Here is a 21,675-nt window from a genome sequence, read left to right as displayed (position 1 = left end):
CTAAGCAACGCGTTTATTTTAGAAATTTTAACGACATTTCAGAAGGAAGTCTCCTACTTCTATAAGTGGGGGGACGCATACTACAACAAGAAGAAAACTTCAGTGGGAGTCTAAATCTCCTTCTGAAGTCGTTAATTACAGCTCCGCAGGAGATGATTTAATGTCTATAGAATAGATGTTATTATAATTGAAGGACTCCTTAATTTTAAGGAGTCCTTTTTGCTAAGATAAAGTTCGCAGCTCAAAGTTCATACATTTTTTATAGATTTCCGCGTGAACCAAAGCTTTGATATGAGTTCCTCCTTCAATATAATCCTCACTAATAACATTGGAATTTTCATGAAGTAATGAAATTAATTTTTGCTCATCATAAGGGATAATAAATTCTTTTTCTATTAATTTAATTGGAATTTCTCTGCCTATAATATGCAGCAATTCATGTAAATTTAGTTCTTTTAGAGCGCTGACTTCTATTATTTTTTTACCTTTTAAGAAATCACGTACTCCCTTTAAATTTTTATGGGAGGCTTTATCAACTTTGTTTAAAACAACTATAGTGTTTTTATCTTTAGCATTAAGTTCATTAAGAACTATGTTTACTGATTGTATTTGTTTTATTGCCTCTTCATTGGCCACATCCACCACATGTAAAAGTAAGTCAGCAGAAGTAACTTCTTCTAAGGTGGATTTAAAAGCGTTAACAAGCTCATGAGGAAGTTTACTAATAAAACCAACAGTATCCGATAAAGCAATTTTTCGATTGTCGCTTAAAGTTATAGCTCTAACGGTAGTATCTAATGTTGCAAAAAGCATGTCAGCTTCTAGAATGCCTTGTTTATTTATATTATTGGATGAAGAAATTTCACAGAGCTTGTTTCTTAAAGTTGATTTACCTGCATTAGTGTAGCCCACAATAGCTACCTTGCTGATATTATTTTTAGTTCGTTTTGTTTTTTTGACAGTTCTTTGCTCTATAACTTTAGACAGCGTATTCTTTATTTCTTCTATTCTGTATTCTATGTGTCTTCTATCAGTTTCAAGCTTTTTCTCTCCAGGGCCCCTTGAGCCAACGCCACCTTTTACCCCGACACCGCCTTTAATTCTTGCAAGGTTTGCATTTGCATCTCTTAATCTAGGAAGCTTATGATTAAGAATAGCAAGCTCAACTTGAAGTATACCTTCCTTGCTCTTAGCACGTCTTGCAAATATATCTAGGATCAAGGTAGTTCTATCTATTACTTTGCATTTAATAATTCCTTCTAAATTTCTAACCTGAGAACCTGATAGCTCATCATCAAATATTACTACATTCGCATTTTTTAGCTGTTTTAAATGCGCTATTTCCTGAACTTTACCTTGCCCTGCATAATAAGCAGAGTCTACTTTATTTTTCTTTTGAATCACCTTGCATACAGAAGTAACATTGCAAGCTTCAGCAAGATTGGAAAGCTCCTCAAGAATTTCTTCGCCATCAGTCCCCACTAAAATAGCTCTTTCTATATCATCTTCATATTTGATTAGGTTACTAGTTATTTTATCAATATAAGCTACTTTATCTCTAAAATTTAATTGTAATGAAGTTTCTAAGTTTAAGCTTTCAAGCTCGCTAAGGGTTAGGATATTATTGTAAACATCACAGAAACCTATATTTATCTTAACATCTTCCATATTTTCTTTAACTCCAATTGCAGCAATAGCATCTAATTTTAGGTCTACTAAAGCTGAAGTATCCATTGAAGACAGTGTGCTATCACCAGTAGGATGGGTATGAATTACCCGAAATCCACTTAACTTTTTACCCGGAGCATCCATAGAAGGTATTTCAGCACTATTGATGTTACCAGCTGAAATGCCAGTGAGTTTACCTCGCCTATTAATAACCACACATAGTTCTTTTTTTATTATTCTACTAATTTCATTCATTTCTTTTACCAATTCATAAGAAAAAACGCTGTCATTATCTATTGTTAATTCATATAAGTTTTCTAGTCTTTCAAGTATTATTTTTTTAATTCCATTAATATTTCCTGTTATCATATAATTTCCTCCCATCAAAAGATATTTATAATATAACTATCTTAATTTCGTTTTTATCTATAAAAGTTTTAACCTCATTTTTTTGCCCCCTATTTAAAAATTCAACTTTATTGCTCAGGTTAATATTATTATTTTAGGCTCATTTCTAACTCCCCCTAAGGTATTTTGTGCTAGCTATTTTTGAAGTGGGATAAATATATAAAAGCCACAGAAACAATGTAAACTATAGAAGTTTAGCATTGATTTGCGGCTAAAATATTGATGAAAATCAAAAAAACGCAGATTTTCTCTGCGGTAATGGTATATAAATTTAAATAGATGCAAAAACTGAAAAAATCCAGCTTACTTTCTATTTAATAGAACCAATTTCTAAATTGGATCCTTAAAATATAACAAAACCGCAGATATGAAGTCTGCGGTCAAAACTTTTACACATCAAATAACATAGTATATTAAATCTTAATATACCTAATTTACTGACAGCAGACTGTATATTTTATTTATTGAGTGTACTTTAATTTTATCTTTATAAATTAACATTTTACAGTCTCCTTTCAGAAGTTTTTAATATATTTTATGTATTTATTTTAACCTAAATTTTCTCAGTTGTAAATACTTTTTTTAAAATAAAAAGAAAATTTAGGTAAAAATAAAAATATTTACTACATGGCTTTTATGGAAAGCTTACTGAATATTTGAATTGATATTTATTTAGTATAATTATTGTTATAAAAGGATTTTTATACATATACATACTACATTAATTATACATTTAGATTGCAGTTAATGATATTAATACATATTACTATAGCTAAATGTAATGAGTTAATTCAAGCTACCAAAAATTTCAGTTATACAACGGAAAGGATAGTCAAGATGACTATATAGTTGTGGTATAATTAAACTAATTAATTAGAAAGTAACTCTTAGAAGGGAGTGAAATTATGGCGAAAAGATTTAATACAACAGGGGTATGTATACCTAGAAAACATTATATGGTAGATATATCAAATAAGATAGATGAGATAGAGAAACTTGTAGATGAAGAATTTTACTTTGTTATAAATAGGCCAAGACAGTTTGGAAAAACAACAACATTAAATGAGCTATATAAAAGATTAAATACTAAATATAGTGTAATAAGAATGGATTTTGAACTTATAGGTGAAGATTTTGCACGTGAAGAAAGATTTTGTGAGACCTTTGTAAATTATATGGCTAGATTTATAAATAGAGATATTAAGAAGGCATCTACCTTAACAGAACTTTCTTATATAATTATGGACTTAACAAAAGATAATGAAGTTATACTTATCATAGATGAGGTTGATAAAAATTCTAATAATAGGTTATTTATAAGTTTTCTTGGAATGCTTAGATCATTATATTTAAGTAGAGAGCAGGACCTTGCAACAACTTTTAAATCAGTTGTACTAGCAGGAGTATATGATATTAAAAATTTAAAGCTAAAGGTTAGAGATGACTCTGAAATAAGATATAATTCACCCTGGAACATAGCAGTTAATTTTAATATAGATATGAGTTTTAGTGAAGTAGAAATAGGCACTATGCTAAAGACATATACTGATGAAAATAATTTAGTACTAGATGTAGAATTACTTAGTACGGAAATATATAAATTTACATCAGGATATCCATTTTTGGTATCAAGGATATGTCAAATAGTAGATGAGGATTTATTATCAAAACATAAAAGAGCATGGAGAGTGCCAGATATACAAAAAGCTGTAAAATTGTTGTTAGAGGACAAGAATACCTTATTTGATGATTTGATTAAGAATCTTGAAAATAACTCTGAGCTATATGATTATATGTACAATATACTAGTTAGTGGGTTACCAACAACATACAATATAAATAACCCTATTATAGATTTAGGACATATGTTTGGATATTTAGTAAAAGATAAAAATAATAATATTGCTGTAGCAAATCAAATTCTTAAGGAAGTTATTTATAGTTATATGATATCTAAAACAGATACTAGGACGATATCTAAATATAATTTTAAAGGTAATTTCATAAAGAAGGATAATACACTTGATATGGAAAAGGTACTATTAAGATTTCAGCAGTTTATGAAAGAAAATTACAGCTCTAAAGATATAGATTTTTTAGAAAGACAAGGAGTTCTTTTGTTTCTATCATTTATAAAACCAATAATTAACGGGGTTGGATTTGATTACAAGGAGGTTCAAATTTCTGAAGAGAGAAGGTTGGACATTGTTATTCAATATAATAAATGTAAATATGTTATAGAAACAAAAATATGGCATGGTGAAAGAGCGCATAAGAATGGATTAAATCAATTGAAAAATTATCTTGAAATAGAAGGATTAAGTAAGGGATATTTATTGATATTTAATTTTAATGAAAATAAGCAATATAACCATAGTGAATATTATGTAGAAGATAAAAATATATTTGAAGTTGTTGTTTAAGCTTTATTGTAAGGTTAGGAGGGGAACCCTATGAAGGATTATATTAATTTTTTTGCTGAGAGTGAGTTTAAAGGCAGATTTTTCAATACAACAGGCTTGTGTATACCAGGTAAGCATTATATGGTTAATATAGATGATAAACTCAAAAGTATAATTAAGTTAGTTCAAAGAGAGAATTACTTTGTAATAAATAGACCTAGACAGTATGGAAAAACAACAACTATTAACCAGCTTGAAAAAATTTTAAAAAGTAGATATAAAGTGATTAAGTTAGATTTTGAAGGATTAGGTTCTATATTGGATTGTGAGAAAGAATTTTGTAGTTATTTTATAAAGTCAATAAATAAATCAATTGATATAGTATTACCACAGGTTTTTAGTTTTGTAGATTTAGGTGATTCTATCAAGAAAATTACTGATACTATGGACATAATATTAATTATTGATGAGGTTGATAAGGCTTCAAATAATAAATTATTTTTAGATTTCTTGGGGATGCTTAGGTCATTATACTTATCAAGAGCGGCAAATGAAAGTTCAACATTTAAATCTGTAATACTAGCTGGAGTTCATGATATTAAAAACCTTAAGTTAAAGTTTAGAGATAATGCAGATATAAGATATAATTCCCCTTGGAACATAGCAGTAAATTTCGATATAGATATGACGTTTAATGAATTTGAAATAGGAACTATGTTAAATGATTATTCAAAAGAAAATATTTTAAAATTAGATGTAGAGGATTTAAGTAAGGAAATATTTAAATTTACAAATGGATATCCATTTTTAGTATCTAGAATATGTCAAGTTATAGATGAAGAGATATTAATAGATGATAAAAAGCCGTGGACAATACATGAAATTCAAAAAGCAGTAAAAATAATAATAAATGAAAAAAATATGCTTTTTGATGACCTTATAAAGAATATGGAAAATAATAAGGATTTATACGAGTGCATATATAATGTACTTATATTAAACATAAACCAAGTATTTAATATAAATAATCCATTAATAGAACTTGGACATATGCTCGGATACTTAACAACAGATAAAGATAATAATATTGTAGTATCTAATCAAATTCTTAAGGAAGTTATTTATAGTTATATGATATCTAAAACAGATACTAGGACTATATCTAGATACAATTTTAAAAGTAATTTCATAAAGGAAGATAATACACTTGATATGGAAAAGGTATTATTAAGATTTCAGCAGTTTATGAAAGAAAATTACAGCTCTAAAGATATAGATTTTTTAGAAAGACAAGGAGTTCTTTTGTTTCTATCCTTTATAAAACCAATAATTAACGGTGTTGGATTTGATTATAAAGAGGTTCAGATTTCTGAAGAAAGAAGATTGGACATTGTTATTCAATATAATAAATGTAAATATGTTATAGAAACAAAAATATGGCATGGTGAAAGAGCGCATAAGAATGGATTAAATCAATTGAAAAATTATCTTGAAATAGAAGGGTTAAGTAAGGGATATTTATTGATATTTAATTTTAATGAAAATAAACAATATACCAATAGTGAATATTATGTAGAAGATAAAAATATATTTGAAGTTCTTGTTTGAAAGATAGACTTATCTAAGTCTATCTTTAATTTTTAAATATGAAGGGGAGTTTTAAAATTTTAATTGTCCATGCGTAGGGTAAATAAACTTAAAAGAACGTAAACTTCGAGGGGAAGGTAGGGAACGTTTATATTATGAGAGCAGAAAGGTTTTTATCAATTTTAATAATTATTTCTCAAAAAGGTTTGGTAACAGGAAGAGCGCTTGCCGAGCATTTTGAAGTATCTTTAAGAACAATATATCGTGATATAGAAAAAATAAGTGAAGCAGGAGTCCCCATAGCAGCTACTGGTGGTAAGGGTGGAGGCTATTATATTATGGAAAACTATACTTTAAATAACCTATTCCTTAATAGAAAAGAAATTGAGCCTTTGATTGCTGTAATGGATAATCTAAAGTTTTTATTTGGGAATAACCCACAATTTAATGATATAGTACTTAAGTTTGAAACTTTACGTAACACTGAAAAAAAGGAATGTGATAATCTTAGTATAGATATGTCTCACTTTAGTATGGAGAAAGAACTTAGAGAATATTTATTCCTTATGAATAAAGCAATTGAAGAAAATAGAATATTGGAGTTTGAATATATAAATAGAAAAATGGAATATTTAAAGAGAGTAGTGGAACCAATTCAGATAGAATTCACGGATGGGCATTGGTATATTATTGCATTTTGCACAATAAGAAAAGACTATAGAAAGTTTAAACTTGTTAGAGTAAGAAATATGAAGCTAGGTGGTGTATTTAAAAAAAATCCAATTTCAAAAGAGGAAATAAAAAAAATATTTAGTGAAAGTTATGAAAAAAATAGTATTTTAGTTACATTAAAGTTTTCTAGTGAAATAGGTGGGCAATTAAGTGAATATTTTTCAAAAGAAAAAATTACACTTTTGGAAAATGGAACGTATATAGTTGAAGATTTCTTTCCTGAGGATGAAGGACTGAAGAAATTTATTTTAGGATTTGGTAACGACTGTGAAGTCATAGGGCCAGATAAATTAAGAAAAAAAATGGTGGAATACATAAAAAATATATACAGTAAATACAATGACTGACATATAGGTGTCAGTCATTGTGTTTTATAATGGAAGAATAGAACTTTGAAGAAATTAAAAAAATACTTAGGGAGCTATAAAATAAAAGAAAGAAGGTTATGAGATGAATGTATGTGTTCTTTATTATGATGGGTTTTGTGAATTTGAAGTTGTTTTTGCCTTTTCTAAGTTTAGGAATAATATTTTTTCCGTAGCTTTAGAAAATCGTGTGTATATAAGTGAAGAAAACCAAAAATACTTGCCAGATAAAACAATACAACAATTAAATCCAGATGATATTGATCTTTTTATTATCCCTGGTGGAAACCCTGTGCAACTTTATGAGAAAACAGAACTAAAAGAGTTTATCTTAAAATTAAATGAAAAAAATAAATTTATTGCAGGTATTTGTGGTGGGACTGAACTTATGGTATATTATGGATTGCTTGATAATAAAGAGGCTAACGGTGATGGTGAGGGATTTAGAGTAGATGAAAGCAATAAGCACATATATGAAAAAATAATTATAGTAGATAGGGATGTGGTTCGAGATGGGAATTGTATAACCTCAATTGGACAAGCGTTTATTGAATTCTCTATTGAACTTGGCAAAGTAATGAATATTTATAAAAATGATGAAGAAATTAAAGATGATTATAACTGGTTAAAAAATATTAAAGATAAAAAATAAAATTAGCATTTTTCCATAGTCATTAACAATATTTTAAAATTATATAAATTTAAGGAGTTTTAAGGGAAATGTTAAAAAGAGAATTAATACCAGGCGTAATACAATACACATTTGATCCATTACCAGTAAATCACATAAATATCTCTATGATTAAGATTTAAGAATATTTTTAGAAGACTGTTGAAATTAATCTATAGGGGCTATCTCAAAATATTTTTTTGAGATAGTCCCTATAGATTTTATATGCTTTTAATTGGAATACAAATTTTCATTGAAATTTTATCGTATTCCCAGGGATGACAATGTTCATCATAGTGCTCAAAGTCAAATTTACTTTCATCAATTTCATATTGTGAATTTGGGAACCATTCTTGAAGTATATAGGTCCAGGTTCCATTTATGGAAGCTACAAAGTCATCTTCATGTACCTGTGGCGATGTAAATACCGCATAGGTAGCAGCAGGAATCTCTAGTTTGCACATATCATCAGTGGCTTTATCAAAGCTATCAACACCAACGGCCATTAGATATGAAAAGTCATCAGTAGCCATATTGGTATTAATACAGATGCAATACTCTCCATGCCTTGGCGGATTTAGCTGCTTATACAATTTCTCTTCACAATTATTATCATCAAAACCACGTTGGGCCCAGAATGCTGGAATATCGCTTGAACGTAATATATTTTTAAGGTTATTCTTAAATTCATACCCAACAACCTTAAAGCTAGGCATTTCAATTATTTTAGGTTCCATAATAATCCCTCCAGTTAAATTTTCTCTTAAATATACTAAATTAATTTTTGGGGGTAACCCCTTTGGAGCACGAAGTCTGTATAGACTTGGGGGATAACCAAAAGCAAGTTTAAAGGCCTTATTAAAACCCGCATGAGTTTCATAGCCATAATCCATTGCGATATCAATTATCTTTGCTCCAGTGCTTAAATCATGTAAAGCGAATTGCAGTTTTCTTTTTGTCACATAATCCATTACAGACATATGGACAAAACTACTGAATATTTTATAAAAATGATAGGTTGAAAAACCTGCAATTGAAGCTAGCATATCTACAGATATATTATCCTGGATATGATCATCAATATAATCAATAGTTTTTTGAATCAAGTTAATATACTCCATCAAGTCACCTCATTTGAAATCATTAATTCCCGTACGGTAATTATATAATAACATTTATAAATATAATTTCTTATCCTAATTTGTTAATATCGGAATTAGAAAATAGGAAAAGAAATTATGGACTGAAACTGGTTAATGGTAAAAAATATCTTTATTGAGTGTACCTAATTCTTTAGAAAAACTAGGTATGTATGCAGTACTGAAATAGAAATAGTAAGTAGCCTGAGCAAATTTACAGGCTACTTTTCTTTTTTAACATAACAAACACAATAACTATACCCATTAATAAAATAATAGTTGTTGCAAAACCTGCTTCAGGACCGAATGCACCACCTGTAAACCATTGGGATCCTGTTAAATTTAATTTTAGTAAGCTACCAGTACCTATACTTGATCCACTTACTTCTAATCCGAAAATATTACCTTGAGCCCAATTCCAGGCACAATGTAACCCGCAAGCTCCCCACAAATTCTGGGTTCTAATTACATAAAGACCGAAAAATATTCCTACAAGAATAATATTCATAATAGCAATAATACTTACATTCTGATTGAATATATGAAGCAAACCAAATAATGATGAAGAAACAAATAAACCTATAGGCACATTGTACCTTGCGCCTATTACATTCATAAGCCATCCTCTTGTTACCACTTCTTCCGTTCCACTTTGTATGATCCATCCCGGTAAAATAATAAATATGCTACTTAAAGCAGATACTCCTACAGGGATTACTGGATTTTTATCGATTACAACATGACCAGTTATAGAAAGTAATACAATTACTGCAGTAAACATTATAAGTCCAAAAACAAAACCAAGTAAATACTTTTTTATAAAATTTTCTTTGCAGAAACCTAGGCTAGAAATATCGCGTTTCTCAATAAATTTTACCCAGGCAAATACTAATAAAGATATAAATAAGAAAGTAAATGAAAGATAAAATAGTGATTTTGCTATAGAATCATGAACTAAAGGGCTCAATAATGAAAACGTAACAACGCCAATAAGCTGACCCACAATCATGAAAATAATAGCTAAGATAGGAGCTAGAATTATATGGGGTAAAAATTTAGCTGCTTTTGTTTGCTTAAATAAGCCTGTTTCATTTGAAAACATAGTTTCATCTCCTTAACTTTGAAATATGTATTAATTATATAATTAATAACTTGAAATAGACCTAAATTAATTATTTTTTGGAAAAATACACTTTAGTAAATAAAGAGGAGAATTGTGCATTTACAATCAGTTTGCTCTAATATAGAAATATGATAATGTATAAATATGAATAATATGCTATAATTTCCATAAAGTTAGGTTGAAATTGTAGAATAAAGTGAAAAGTATTTATAGTTTAAGGAGGTAGCCTATGAAAAAAGAAAACATATTTACAAAATGCTCATTAGGCATTTTAGTAGTATCATTTTTGGTATTAGTAAATGAGTTTATTCAACTAATACCGACTCAGTCTACAGCTTTAGAAGGATTATTATTGTATTTTGGACCATCTATATTTGCAATTATTGGTGGAATACTTTCAACAATTGGATTAATTAAACACAAAACGAAATTAGGGTTATTCTTAATAGCAATTAATTTTATATTATTATTTTGGCCAATATTTTTTTGGCGTGTAGGAATTCTCATTTGGGGAGTATAGAAATTCATAAATGTAATATATTTAAATTTATTATTTTTGATTATGCATATAAAAAATCATTCTTATTAATCGGGTGTGTAAATTATAAATTTTATAATACGTATGGAAGGAATTGAATTATGTTAAAATTTTTAATAGATACGGAAATAGAATATACAAAATGCTTTTCTAAATACTTTGAAGATGAGAAAATTATTAGGTTTAGAGATGAGCATATTTGTAATATGTTTGCTCATAACTATACTTTAGTAAAGTGCTGTATGTCTGAACAGGAAATATATGATCTAATAGTAAAAGAAATTATGCAGAGTAAGAAAGAAGGTAAAAGCTTCCTGCAAGTTGAATATAACTTTAATATAAACAGTCAGCTATTAAATTCCTTTGAAATTAAACCTGAAGTAACAATACAAGATTATATGTATGTTACATCAGATAAATTTAATGTTTTATGTGGCAATAATGAATGCACTATAAAATCAGCAAAAACAGAAGATGTTATGGAAGATGGTATTAGAGTTGATATTGAGGCAAATTCACATGCTATGGGAGAAGATTTCGCAATTAAGAGAATCCAAAGAAAAGCAATGGCCTATAGAGCAGAAAATAATCTTGATTTTTTTCTGTGTTATCATAATGAAGTCCCTATCGGTAACTGCGAGTTATTTTTTAATAAAAAAACTGCTAAAATTGAAGATTTTGATATTTTAGAGAAATATCAAAGAAAAGGGTTTGGTACCTCTGTCTTGAAAGAATTGCTAAAACGTTCTAGTGATTTTGGTGCAGAGACGGTATATATATTAACAGATAGCGAAGATACTGCCAAAGAAATGTATAAAAAATGTGGGTTCTTAAAAATAGGGGCGAAAACTATACTTAAATTTACAATATAAACTGGAGGAATTTATGCAAAATATAATTCATATATGTTTTTCACCAAGTGCAGGTGGAAGTTTGAGATACGCTATTAATAATAAAAAATTATTGGAAGGTAAAGGAGTTATTAGTTTTGATGATGATATTTCACAAGGCATGATAAGAGATGGGATAAACACAGATGAAAGAATGCATTGGTGGAATAGAATTAGTGGAAAAGATGAGGTTACTTCCTTAGAGTCTAATTATCTGAAGGAAGGTTATCGAGAATTCTATAAAAGTATTTCAAAAATTAAGGATTCAGATGTGATTTATCTATGGTATGGACACTGCGGTAATGAGATTTGTGGGATGCTGTATACTTTGGAACTTTTAAAATATAAAACCACCAATATGTATCTTATAAATGTATCAGATATGATTGAGGAGTCTTCAAATGATTTATATACATATATCTCTATGTCAGAAATTATGCCTGAAAAGTTAAAGTCATTTATTAAACTAAAAAGAAAAATTGAATTAAAGGAATATGATACTTTACTAAATGAGTGGAATTCATTAAAAAATGATAATTCAATACTTCGTATTTTTAAAGATGGTAAGATAAGAAGTGTAAAAGATGATTATTTTGATATAGATATATTAAAGTATACAGAAAAGGAACTTAGAAAATCAGCAAGAATTGTGGGCAGTGTAATGGCATTTAGTGAAATACGAATTTCTGATGGCTACATATTTTGGAGGATAAAAGAGCTTGTGGAATCGGGAATGATAGAATTCAAAGGAATATTTGGGGTTATGAGGGAAATGGAGATCAAAATAACACAAAAAGGAATTGAATACATTAGAAATGATTTAAAAGCAATGGAATTTTGGGAAAATAGAGAAGATGGCTTGCAGAAACAAATAGAAATCACAAATGAAGCTAAAAAGCAAGGAAGGATGGAAGAAAAAATAAATATAGCAAAAAAACTTATTGATGTTTTAGATATGGAAACCATTGTGGAAAAAACAGGATTAACTATTCAACAAGTTAAAAATCTAAAAATTGGTGAAAAGATGTTATAACACATATTTTGGTTATTGTAACAAAGTCATTGGCAATATACAAATTTTTAATTAGATTAAAGATAACTCTTTATCTTACAACGCCTAAAATTCATCATCTAATATTATTTATAAATTTTATGGTGACAAAAGGCTACTGTGGAAAAATAACTGACGTTTTAGACTTTATGCCGGTTAGGCATAGGACTAATGAGCATGAAATAAGAAGATTAATTTTATAGGGTCTGATTGTAATAAAAATAGGCTTTATTGGTTATCAACTCATATAGCTTTATTGAGTGGATTGTTTCAGGCACAAAAGGAGAAGAGTGAAACTATAGAAGAATTTCCGTTATTGTTAAATGGTAATAATGGGTATATTTCGAGGAATAATAAAGCTAGTTGCTTACGCTTACTCCAGAGAAATTCCCAACACCGAATAGGTTATATGAAGCAACTGGATTTAAGTTAGTTGGAAACAGATATACATGGGAAAAAGTTAAAGAATAACATGAGAATATTATGTTATTCTATAAAAGCGAAATCAAATTTTTTTAACAAAAAAACTGCTAAAATTGAAGATTTTGATATTTTAGAGAAATATCAAAGAAAAGGGTTTGGTACCTCTGTCTTGAAAGAATTGCTAAAACGTTCTAGTGATTTTGGTGCAGAGACGGTATATGTATTAACAGATAGCGAGGATACTGCCAAAGAAATGTATAAAAAATGTGGGTTCTTAAAAATAGGGGCGAAAACTATACTTAACTTTACAATATAAACAGAAATAATAACAATAAGGAAGGTGAAAACTATGAAAAAAATACACATTGCAAATGGAAACATCAGTGCATCTGAGATTGCCTTAGGATGCATGAGAATAAATAGTCTTTCAACAAGCGAAGCATCAGCACTTATTAATACTGCAATAGAAGAGGGAATCAATTTTTTTGATCATGCTGACATTTATGGTGGTGGTAAATCTGAAAAAGTCTTTGCAGATGCTATTGATATGAAGTCCAGCATTAGAGAAAAAATTATAATTCAGACTAAGTGTGGCATAAGAGATGGATATTTTGATTTCTCTAAGCAACATATAATAGATTCTATAGAGGGCAGCCTTACGCGTTTGAATACGGAGTATATAGATATTATGTTACTTCACCGTCCGGATACTCTTATGGAGCCGGAAGAAGTTGCAGAAGCTTTTTCAAAGCTCCATAGCAGCGGAAAAGTTAAATATTTTGGAGTATGTAATCAGAACCCTATGCAAATTGAACTATTGAATAAATACTTAAATAACAAAATTATTATAAATCAACTACAGCTAAGTATAACGAATACGGGTATGATTGATTCTGGAATGAATGTAAATATGCAAATTGATCCCTCTATTAATAGAGATGGAAGTATTCTTGAGTACTGTCGCTTGAAGGATATTACTATACAGGCATGGTCTCCCTTCCAGTACGGTTTTTTTGAAGGCGTATTTTTAAATAATGATAAATTCCCTGAGTTAAATAATAAAATAAACGAAATTGCAGCTACTAAAGGTGTAACCAATTCAGCCATTGCAATTGCATGGATTCTAAGGCATCCTGCTAAAATCCAGCCATTAGTGGGTACAACAAACGCAAAGCGGTTAGTGGATATTTGCAAAGCTTCACAGGTTGAACTAACAAGGCAGGAATGGTATGAAATTTATAGGGCGGCAGGTAATAAGCTTCCATAATTAAACTCAATCTTGCAACTGTAGTAGTGGAACATTGAATTTACTCAGTAGGGTATTGGTGAAAAGATATTATAAGACATAATTTATAATATGAAGGTAATTTTACATAAAATAATTACCTTTGGAAAAGAGCTAACTGAATTAATAGTAGGTTAGTTCTTTTTTTGTTTCAAAAATATTCTGTCGAAAGTGTTATTTGTTTATTTGAAGTGCTACAGGGAATAATATGATGAAATTATTGGGAAAATAATTAAAATATGTTAATATAGTTATTAAGATTAATACTATAGTTTGATAATGGGGGTAATTTGAATATTAATGCAGGGGATATTAAAAGAGTTAGTCTGGTTTCTTATAACTAGACTGATAATGTACTAACAGGGGGAGATTAATATAAACATTAAAGATTCAAGTAAAAAGAAAATTATTAATGCTTTATGTATTATAGCATTTTTTATTTCTATGAGTTTCATTAAACCTGGGCACAATTATTCAATGGAATTAAAATCTAGAATGTTTTATGATTTTCGAAATTTTGGTACAGAGTTAGAAAATTCAAATGAACAAATATCACAAATATTGAAAATAAATAATTATAATAAAGATAAACAGCTTATAAATAGAGAAATTGTAGTTGATTTTAGTAGATCAAACTCAAGTGCGCAACATATTAGTAATGGAAAGTATTATGATGATTATTGGATAATGTATCTTAATGTAAGTGAAACAATTAAAAATATATTGTCAGATGGATTAATAAGTCCACCCGAGAAAAAATACTTAGAAAGTCTATATTCCTACAATGATGAGTTAATAAAGGAATGCAAAAGTATACTAGGAAATACATATAAGGATATTGATATTGATTTTGATAATAAGAAAAAACTAGAAAAAAATATAATTAAAATATATAATAATTATTCAAAAAAATCAGAGGAGCTATTAAATACAGAAAAATATAGTTTTATCAAGGAGTATAAGGGTGACTTTAGTGGGAAAAATTTTAATAAATTGGATTTTGAGAACGCAAAAAAGTACTGTAAAGAAACTTTTTTAAAAATAGTTAAAAACACACCCTTAGAGGAAGAGAATAGTACGGAGGGAAATTCGGACACGTACATATTTAAAACTAAATCCTTGCCAATAGATTCTATCATGGAGGATGGGGTAGAGTATAAGATAAATTTCCATAAAAAAACAAAAGAAGTATCAATAGATGCTACTAGATTCACGGTACCAAATTATGGACTCACAGAGAAGCAACTAGATAAGATAGCCAGGGAAATGGTATTAAAATTTAGTAATAATGCATTTAGATACGATAAAAAAATTAATTATGAAAAAAATACTAAAATCAGAAGTATTGAGTATTCATATATTGAAGAAATCAATGGTATATATGATGAAATGAAGAAAATAGAAATATGTTTAGAACGTCAAGGACTAATAAGTAAATTTAAAATAGTATATCCCTATGATAAAAAAATAATTGCACCAACAATAAGCAAAGAAGAGATATTAAAGAAAATAGAAAAGGGCTCTGAAGTAATAGATGTACTAACAATAAGAAATACAGAAGGCAAAACAGAATACGAAGTACATTTAAAACAAAATAATACAGTATATGCAACTGTATTTGATGGACAAAAGGGCGACCTTAAATATTATGGAAAAGACATAAGAAATTATAAAATTAAATAAGGGTAAAATTCACTTGGCACCTAACATAAAAAAAGTAGTAGGGAAAATCAATAATCTTCCCTACTGCTTTTTTAGTCCTTAATATTTCAACATCCAAGATGATTATTTAACAATTTTAAAAAAACTATTTTCTTGAAAATAAGTTGGAAAATATATTTAAATATGGTATTATATACAAGTAATTATAAATAAACTATGAAAACTCAAGGAGCTTGAACTTAGTAATAGGTGGCTCAATTACTTATTTAAAAGGGGGATTAACATGAAAAAAATTTTATCATCTATTTTGATCATGGCTACATTATTTTTAAACACAACACCTGTTTTTGCATTAGGTGGAAATGAATTAGTGCCTAAGTCACCAGAGAAGACAATTGAGCAACCACAAAAATCAGCTCAAAAGGAAACAAAAAAAGTATCAGGCGTTATTGAAGAAGTAAATCAATCCGTAGTTGCTGTCATAGGAAAAAATACAAACTATAGAGAACAGGAGCAAATATTCTCGAAATTACCTAAAAATTTACAACATGGTTCTGGAGTTGTAATAGGAAAGGAAGGAAGAATTTTAACCAATAACCACGTAGTAGATGGCCTGGCGGACATTTATGTGGTTACATATGATGGTAATGTTTATAAAGCAGAACTTTTATATGCAGATAAGGAAATTGATTTAGCATTATTAAAGATTAATAAGACGGATTTAAAGCCTATAAAATTAGCACTTGAAAGTGAAATAAAAGTTGGGGACGATGTTGTAGCGGTAGGAACACCTTTGTCTTTTGGATATAGAAATAGTGCTTCTAAAGGAATTGTAAGTGGACTAGATAGACCTGTAGAAAGTATGTACACATATTTACAGACGGATGCAGCTATAAACCCAGGTAATAGTGGAGGTCCCCTTATTAATATGAACTGTGAGTTAGTTGGTATAAACACATTAGGATATATGTTCTATCAAGGAATGAGCTTTTCAATTCCTGTGGGAAACATTAATTATTTCCTAGACCATTATAATAAATTTGGCAGGATAAAAAGATGCTTTACTGGCGTTGAGTTTGAAGAAAACTGGGCAGCGATGCTTGGACTTCCTACTAATCAAGGGTTAAAAGTAGTGACACTTCAAAAGGATGCAGTGGTAACGGTGGGTCAGGTAAAGGAAGGAGATATATTAGATGCTATAGATAATAAGCCTACTAATTCCATAGCTCATTATAACGAGATTTTAAAAGGACATTTGCCTGGTGATAAGGTGAAATTAACATTTAGTCGTGAAGGTAAAAAATTTGATGTAACAGTGGTTTTAAAGGAAGAAACAAGTAAAGAAAAGAAAAAAGGAAAGGAGTAATAAATATGAATAAGAATAAGGCTACGGCAATTGTACTTACTCTTTGTTTGTCAATTGGGCTAACTGCGCCATCAGTCCAAGCTAAAGTGGATGATGGGAAAATTGATTTATACCAAGCGTTTTCTAATAAAGCAGATCAAATGAAAACTGGGGTAGGAAGCCGCATATATAAATGGTCTATGCACCTACCTGATGATGGGATTGTTTTTAAGTCAGATAGAGCAAATTTTTTCAATATGGCAACAGCTAGTTATAAGTCTGGGGTTCAATTACAAGTGGAGAAAAACAAGGATGAGCTATCATTGGAAGAGTTACTATACAAAATGCAAAATGCTACAACAAGGGATTTATATAGGGTTGAACAGGAAAAAGAATTGGTTATAAACATTGCCAAAGATAGTTCAGGAGAAGAATATATTCGTATAATTAAATCTAATCCATTTATAGATTATCTTTTAGTGGACGAGGCAGCACAGCAGTTAGGAGAATATGTGGAAAATAGAATTTATATAAAAAATAATTATATATACAATTTAACAATAACTATGAAAGGTGATTTTTATAGAGAACATAAAGAAATGTTTGATAAATTAACATCTTCTTTTAAACTTTCTTTTGATGAGAAAAATGCATTTATTAAAGAATTATCAGACTCAGTTAGTACAACTAGAGAATATAAAAATACAAGCTATGGTTGGAAAATGATTATGAGTCCTTACTGGAGAGTGGAAGGAATACCTAATGCACGTACTCAAAAATTTACTCCAGTGTATAGCGATGAGGAGCTAGAACAGGTAGAAAAGAAAGTTAAAAATGATGAAAAAGAATTTAAAGTACCAGAAGGAGTATCTGTTAGCCTAATAAGTTCAGCAGGAAAAGATGAAACTGCTTCAAAATGGGCAGCAGAAGAAATACAAGTATTAAAAGATAAGTATAATAGTGAAGTTTATGAAATACTTAGAAATGAAACAAAAACACAGGCAAATATTAATGTTCATCATGTAGTAATTCGATATAAAACAGTTACTAAAAATCAGTATATTGTACATCAATTGTATGCTGTAGGAAATGGATATAAATACTTGGTGACTGCTACAATGAAGGAAGAGCAGTATAATGATGCAAAAAAGAAAAATGCTTTTGAGAGTATGATAAATTCATTTAGCTTAGATAGAGAGGGTATAAGTGAATATTTAGGTGAAATTATTACGGCTAAGGCTTTAATAAATTTAAATGATTCAAAAGAAGTAAAGATGAAAAAGTATGATTTTGGAACAAAATTAACGAGAAGCTTTAATATTTCTAGAAATGGATATAACTTTAATGATAGCTATTCTGGTGTTGACTTATATGCTGATCCAAACTATAGAGGGGATATCAGTAACAATGAGTGTCTTAGTGCACTTGAACCTACTAGTAATATACGTGTAGATATGTATTCAGGACTTGATACAAAGGAAATGAGTGAAACTATTAAAAATAGGATTGAGATCTATTTAAAGGATGACGAAATCCATATGGGACTCGCAAATATCAAGATTCAATCAGGTGAATACAAGGGGGCGAAACTATATTATATCGAAAAAGAATATGATTTGAATGCTATTAAGAAATTCGTAAAAGAAGATGAAACCAAGATATATGATTTAGAAAGCTTGAAAAACCAATATGAGTATATCATAAAAACAGGAAAAGATATTTATACTGAAAGTATAACTCTACCCGTTTCTAATATGACATCAAACAACAAAGCTAAAGTAAATAGCATATGGGAAAATACTACTATAAGTAAAATAAATTATAGTAAAGCAAGTATTCAATGGAAGCAGCACAATCTTTCTGAATTTGATAAAGAAAAAAATAAATAAGATTTAGAAGACAAAAGACAGGGTGAAATTTACACCTTGTCTTTTGTCTGTTTTATTTATTTTCATGTGCCTAAATTTTTTATTAGTTCATGTGAGACATAGCTCCAGAGAGAAAAGGAAGAAGCCAAATAATCCAAACTATTATACTGAATTTATGGAATTTTGATATCATATTTTCATCTTTCCGAATAAGAACCACTGCGGCCCATATAGCGTGAATAAGCATTAGGGCTATAGCGATAACACCAGTAATTCCATGTAAATTAAAGCCTGAGGCTACTGAATATGAACTGCTTGCTATACTTTCCATAAGGAGTGTGCCGGTTGTATCACATAGGAGGCCAAGTAGGAATAAACCCAAATGCCAAGGTTTAAGAGTTCCTTGAAGTTTCTCACTCCAAACACCGATGGTATAAAATACAAGAGCTAAGGTTATAAAAACAATTGCATAAATTAACATATTTACATCCTCCATTTTATATATATTTAGAATAAAAATAAGATTTTTTAACGATATTACATTATATGAACTATGTTCATATAATTTTAAAAGAATATCTTATATTACTTTCTAATATAAGATAAAAAAACTATTAAATTCTCAAATTGTCATATAGCTCATCAAAACTTATAAACTTGGTTTTGTTAAGATACATCAAGTTAGAAATAATAAGTTCTGCCAGTTTATAAGAAGAAAGAGTGGAGATTATATTACCCTTAGATTTTTCAATATCTAGTAATTCGCTTATTTTAGTGTATAGAACATCATACCTATTAGCTTCTCTACATCTATAATCATTTCCACTAAGCATAGCCATTTCATAAAAAATTGGTATGTAACTATTTACAAATATTCCAATGGATATATATATTTTTCTGATTTTTTCTTTGCAAGGCTCATCGGTAAGTTTTAAGTCCTCTACTAGATTAGATACTTTTTTCCAATCTTCTCTAAAGATTTCGGTTACAAGTTCTTCTTTAGTGGAGAAATAATTATAAAAAGTACCTGTGCCAATATTACAACTTTTAGCAATTTCTCTTATGCTTAAATCTTTAAAATTTTGGTTTAATAGAATATTTTTAGCTTCTATAAGTATAGTTTCTCTTAAATTTTCGATAACCTTGGGCATATTGTCACCTCTTTTATGAACTGTGTTCATTATATCATTATTATTTTAATAGTTCAAGTATATCAAAAATATATTATCATATTTGACTTGGTATTTATTTTCAGCCACCTAATTACAAAATTCATAAAAAATCCTATTGAAATTTAGATAACCTTGCAGTATACTAAATATGAAAGCGGTAACATATTTCAGAAAATTAAGTATTTAATATAGTATACTTAGGTTATGCTGTAATACTTGGATACTGGAGTATAAACTAAGCTTTATATTTATTAAAAGTCCTGTAAGCGTTTTCTCTAATGTGAGGAGGATTAAAATGACAGTGACAATAAGTGATATTGCGGTAAGGGTTGGAGTATCCCATGCAACAGTATCAAGAGTTTTAAATAGTTCAGGTTATGTAAAGGATGAAACAAGAGAAAAAGTTCTAAAGGCAATAAAAGATCTAAATTATACGCCTAGTGCTATAGCTAGAAGCTTGTCTACAAGTAAAACTAATACTATTGGAGTTATAGTTCCGGATATAAACAATCTATTTTTTGGTGAGATAATTAAAGGTGTTACTGAAATTGCTGATGAGAATAATTTAAATATAATTCTTTGCAACACTGATGAGAATAAAGATAAAGAATTAAAGGCTATTAATGTTCTTAAAGAGCAAAGGATTCAAGGTCTCATTATAACGCCAACTTTCTACAGGAACTCAGACAATAGTGAAAACTTAAATGTGCTTAAGAACCTAGGAATCCCAATAATTCTAATAGATGGTCATGTTGAATATCTGGAATTTAGTGGGGTTTTTATAGATCATATAAAGGGCGCTTATGATGGAACCCTTGCTTTAATAGAAGCGGGTCATAGAAAAATGGCTATAATTACAGGAGACATGAAGTCTAGACCAGCAAAAGAAAGATTGCTAGGATATGAAAAAGCCTTAGAAGCTAATAATATCCCTATAGATAATGAAAATATCTTTTATGGTGATTATACACAGCAGACGGCTTATGAAATTACAAAGAAAATATTGAAAATGGACAATAGACCTACTGCTATTTTTGTAAGTAGCAATACCATGATTTTAGGGTGCATAAAAGCTTTATATGAAGAAAAGATAAATATACCGCGTGATATGGCTATTATAGGCTTTGATAAGGTTGATGTTTTAAATATAATAGGTATGAATATTAGTTTTGTTAATGGTCCGTCCACCGAACTTGGTAGAATTGGCATGAAAATGTTATTAGAAAATATGAATAGCAAAGAGCTCAGGTCAATAAAAAGACAAACCATTTTGCCAGAGCTTATTTTAAAAGGATCAGAAAAATATATAGAAAAAAATGAAAATAAAATAAATTTATAAAATATAAA

At 28.9% G+C, this 21,675-nt stretch carries 19 protein-coding genes; 14 read left to right on the top strand and 5 right to left on the bottom strand.

Going from position 1 to position 21,675, the window contains the following annotated elements; genetic code table 11:
- Positions 1-222: 222 nt before the first annotated feature.
- A complete protein-coding gene (gene hflX / locus G9F71_RS23770) occupies positions 223-2,037 on the bottom strand; it encodes a GTPase HflX (RefSeq protein ID WP_164949390.1) in 1,815 nt (604 codons plus the stop codon).
- Between the two features lie 944 nt (positions 2,038-2,981).
- Here hflX and G9F71_RS23765 point away from each other — a divergent pair.
- The 4 genes from G9F71_RS23765 to G9F71_RS23750 all read left to right on the top strand — a co-directional run bounded on the left by G9F71_RS23765 (position 2,982) and on the right by G9F71_RS23750 (position 7,814).
- A complete protein-coding gene (locus G9F71_RS23765; protein ID WP_164949391.1) occupies positions 2,982-4,499 on the top strand; it encodes a GxxExxY protein in 1,518 nt (505 codons plus the stop codon).
- Positions 4,500-4,529: 30 nt separating this feature from the next.
- Positions 4,530-6,086 carry a GxxExxY protein gene (locus G9F71_RS23760; RefSeq protein WP_164945086.1) on the top strand — a complete coding sequence of 519 codons (1,557 nt, stop codon included), beginning with the start codon at positions 4,530-4,532 and terminating at the stop codon, positions 6,084-6,086.
- A gap of 134 nt (positions 6,087-6,220) precedes the next feature.
- Positions 6,221-7,144, top strand: a complete 924-nt coding sequence (locus G9F71_RS23755; RefSeq protein ID WP_164945085.1) for a helix-turn-helix transcriptional regulator — start codon at positions 6,221-6,223, stop codon at positions 7,142-7,144.
- A gap of 103 nt (positions 7,145-7,247) precedes the next feature.
- On the top strand, positions 7,248-7,814 hold the full coding sequence (locus G9F71_RS23750; RefSeq protein ID WP_164949392.1) for a DJ-1/PfpI family protein: 567 nt from the start codon (positions 7,248-7,250) through the stop codon (positions 7,812-7,814).
- Positions 7,815-8,053: 239 nt separating this feature from the next.
- Here the strand turns inward: G9F71_RS23750 and G9F71_RS23745 are convergent, their stop codons facing one another.
- Both G9F71_RS23745 and G9F71_RS23740 read right to left on the bottom strand, forming a co-directional pair.
- Positions 8,054-8,953: an AraC family transcriptional regulator gene (locus tag G9F71_RS23745; RefSeq protein WP_164949393.1), complete on the bottom strand. Its 900-nt coding sequence runs from the start codon at positions 8,951-8,953 to the stop codon at positions 8,054-8,056.
- 232 nt (positions 8,954-9,185) lie between these two features.
- The gene (locus tag G9F71_RS23740; RefSeq protein WP_164949394.1) at positions 9,186-10,073 is read right to left on the bottom strand and encodes a CPBP family intramembrane glutamic endopeptidase; all 888 of its coding nucleotides are present in this window, start codon (positions 10,071-10,073) and stop codon (positions 9,186-9,188) included.
- 250 nt (positions 10,074-10,323) lie between these two features.
- Between G9F71_RS23740 and G9F71_RS23735 the strand changes: the two genes are divergently transcribed.
- The 9 genes from G9F71_RS23735 to G9F71_RS23695 all read left to right on the top strand — a co-directional run bounded on the left by G9F71_RS23735 (position 10,324) and on the right by G9F71_RS23695 (position 19,177).
- On the top strand, positions 10,324-10,614 hold the full coding sequence (locus G9F71_RS23735; RefSeq protein WP_164949395.1) for a hypothetical protein: 291 nt from the start codon (positions 10,324-10,326) through the stop codon (positions 10,612-10,614).
- 119 nt (positions 10,615-10,733) lie between these two features.
- Positions 10,734-11,504: a GNAT family N-acetyltransferase gene (locus G9F71_RS23730; RefSeq protein ID WP_164949396.1), complete on the top strand. Its 771-nt coding sequence runs from the start codon at positions 10,734-10,736 to the stop codon at positions 11,502-11,504.
- Between the two features lie 13 nt (positions 11,505-11,517).
- Positions 11,518-12,555: a DUF1835 domain-containing protein gene (locus G9F71_RS23725; protein ID WP_164949397.1), complete on the top strand. Its 1,038-nt coding sequence runs from the start codon at positions 11,518-11,520 to the stop codon at positions 12,553-12,555.
- Positions 12,556-12,584: 29 nt separating this feature from the next.
- The gene (locus tag G9F71_RS23720) at positions 12,585-12,776 is read left to right on the top strand and encodes a hypothetical protein (RefSeq protein ID WP_224626575.1); all 192 of its coding nucleotides are present in this window, start codon (positions 12,585-12,587) and stop codon (positions 12,774-12,776) included.
- A 269-nt stretch (positions 12,777-13,045) separates the two neighbouring features.
- Positions 13,046-13,312 (top strand): GNAT family N-acetyltransferase, encoded by a 267-nt coding sequence (locus tag G9F71_RS23715; RefSeq protein ID WP_224626572.1) that lies wholly within the window; start codon positions 13,046-13,048, stop codon positions 13,310-13,312.
- A gap of 33 nt (positions 13,313-13,345) precedes the next feature.
- On the top strand, positions 13,346-14,263 hold the full coding sequence (locus tag G9F71_RS23710; protein ID WP_164949400.1) for an aldo/keto reductase family oxidoreductase: 918 nt from the start codon (positions 13,346-13,348) through the stop codon (positions 14,261-14,263).
- 462 nt (positions 14,264-14,725) lie between these two features.
- Positions 14,726-15,964 (top strand): hypothetical protein, encoded by a 1,239-nt coding sequence (locus G9F71_RS23705; RefSeq protein ID WP_164949401.1) that lies wholly within the window; start codon positions 14,726-14,728, stop codon positions 15,962-15,964.
- Between the two features lie 262 nt (positions 15,965-16,226).
- Complete coding sequence (locus G9F71_RS23700) at positions 16,227-17,309, top strand: S1C family serine protease (RefSeq protein ID WP_164949402.1); 1,083 nt, start codon at positions 16,227-16,229, stop codon at positions 17,307-17,309.
- A 5-nt stretch (positions 17,310-17,314) separates the two neighbouring features.
- Positions 17,315-19,177 (top strand): hypothetical protein, encoded by a 1,863-nt coding sequence (locus G9F71_RS23695; RefSeq protein WP_164949403.1) that lies wholly within the window; start codon positions 17,315-17,317, stop codon positions 19,175-19,177.
- A gap of 82 nt (positions 19,178-19,259) precedes the next feature.
- On the opposite strand, the gene G9F71_RS23690 is transcribed toward G9F71_RS23695, so the two are convergent.
- A complete protein-coding gene (locus G9F71_RS23690) occupies positions 19,260-19,637 on the bottom strand; it encodes an HsmA family protein (RefSeq protein ID WP_164949404.1) in 378 nt (125 codons plus the stop codon).
- A gap of 133 nt (positions 19,638-19,770) precedes the next feature.
- On the bottom strand, positions 19,771-20,307 hold the full coding sequence (locus G9F71_RS23685) for a TetR/AcrR family transcriptional regulator (protein WP_187353465.1): 537 nt from the start codon (positions 20,305-20,307) through the stop codon (positions 19,771-19,773).
- A 316-nt stretch (positions 20,308-20,623) separates the two neighbouring features.
- Here G9F71_RS23685 and G9F71_RS23680 point away from each other — a divergent pair, with 316 nt between their 5' ends.
- A complete protein-coding gene (locus G9F71_RS23680) occupies positions 20,624-21,667 on the top strand; it encodes a LacI family DNA-binding transcriptional regulator (protein WP_164949406.1) in 1,044 nt (347 codons plus the stop codon).
- Positions 21,668-21,675: the final 8 nt, after the last annotated feature.

Source organism: Clostridium sp. FP2, from assembly GCF_011065955.2.
GTDB classification, from domain to species: domain Bacteria; phylum Bacillota; class Clostridia; order Clostridiales; family Clostridiaceae; genus Clostridium_AD; species Clostridium_AD tagluense.
Note: the sequence above shows the minus strand (reverse complement) of the source record. Positions and strands in the feature narration are given on the sequence as shown.

Bases quoted from the DNA above. Each gene is read 5' to 3' on its own strand.
- hflX (WP_164949390.1), bottom strand. From the start codon at position 2,037: ATGATAACAGGAAATATTAATGGAATTAAAAAAATAATACTTGAAAGA.
- G9F71_RS23765 (WP_164949391.1), top strand. From the start codon at position 2,982: ATGGCGAAAAGATTTAATACAACAGGGGTATGTATACCTAGAAAACAT.
- G9F71_RS23760 (WP_164945086.1), top strand. From the start codon at position 4,530: ATGAAGGATTATATTAATTTTTTTGCTGAGAGTGAGTTTAAAGGCAGA.
- G9F71_RS23755 (WP_164945085.1), top strand. From the start codon at position 6,221: ATGAGAGCAGAAAGGTTTTTATCAATTTTAATAATTATTTCTCAAAAA.
- G9F71_RS23750 (WP_164949392.1), top strand. From the start codon at position 7,248: ATGAATGTATGTGTTCTTTATTATGATGGGTTTTGTGAATTTGAAGTT.
- G9F71_RS23745 (WP_164949393.1), bottom strand. From the start codon at position 8,953: ATGGAGTATATTAACTTGATTCAAAAAACTATTGATTATATTGATGAT.
- G9F71_RS23740 (WP_164949394.1), bottom strand. From the start codon at position 10,073: ATGTTTTCAAATGAAACAGGCTTATTTAAGCAAACAAAAGCAGCTAAA.
- G9F71_RS23735 (WP_164949395.1), top strand. From the start codon at position 10,324: ATGAAAAAAGAAAACATATTTACAAAATGCTCATTAGGCATTTTAGTA.
- G9F71_RS23730 (WP_164949396.1), top strand. From the start codon at position 10,734: ATGTTAAAATTTTTAATAGATACGGAAATAGAATATACAAAATGCTTT.
- G9F71_RS23725 (WP_164949397.1), top strand. From the start codon at position 11,518: ATGCAAAATATAATTCATATATGTTTTTCACCAAGTGCAGGTGGAAGT.
- G9F71_RS23715 (WP_224626572.1), top strand. From the start codon at position 13,046: ATGAGAATATTATGTTATTCTATAAAAGCGAAATCAAATTTTTTTAAC.
- G9F71_RS23710 (WP_164949400.1), top strand. From the start codon at position 13,346: ATGAAAAAAATACACATTGCAAATGGAAACATCAGTGCATCTGAGATT.
- G9F71_RS23705 (WP_164949401.1), top strand. From the start codon at position 14,726: ATGAGTTTCATTAAACCTGGGCACAATTATTCAATGGAATTAAAATCT.
- G9F71_RS23700 (WP_164949402.1), top strand. From the start codon at position 16,227: ATGAAAAAAATTTTATCATCTATTTTGATCATGGCTACATTATTTTTA.
- G9F71_RS23695 (WP_164949403.1), top strand. From the start codon at position 17,315: ATGAATAAGAATAAGGCTACGGCAATTGTACTTACTCTTTGTTTGTCA.
- G9F71_RS23690 (WP_164949404.1), bottom strand. From the start codon at position 19,637: ATGTTAATTTATGCAATTGTTTTTATAACCTTAGCTCTTGTATTTTAT.
- G9F71_RS23685 (WP_187353465.1), bottom strand. From the start codon at position 20,307: ATGCCCAAGGTTATCGAAAATTTAAGAGAAACTATACTTATAGAAGCT.
- G9F71_RS23680 (WP_164949406.1), top strand. From the start codon at position 20,624: ATGACAGTGACAATAAGTGATATTGCGGTAAGGGTTGGAGTATCCCAT.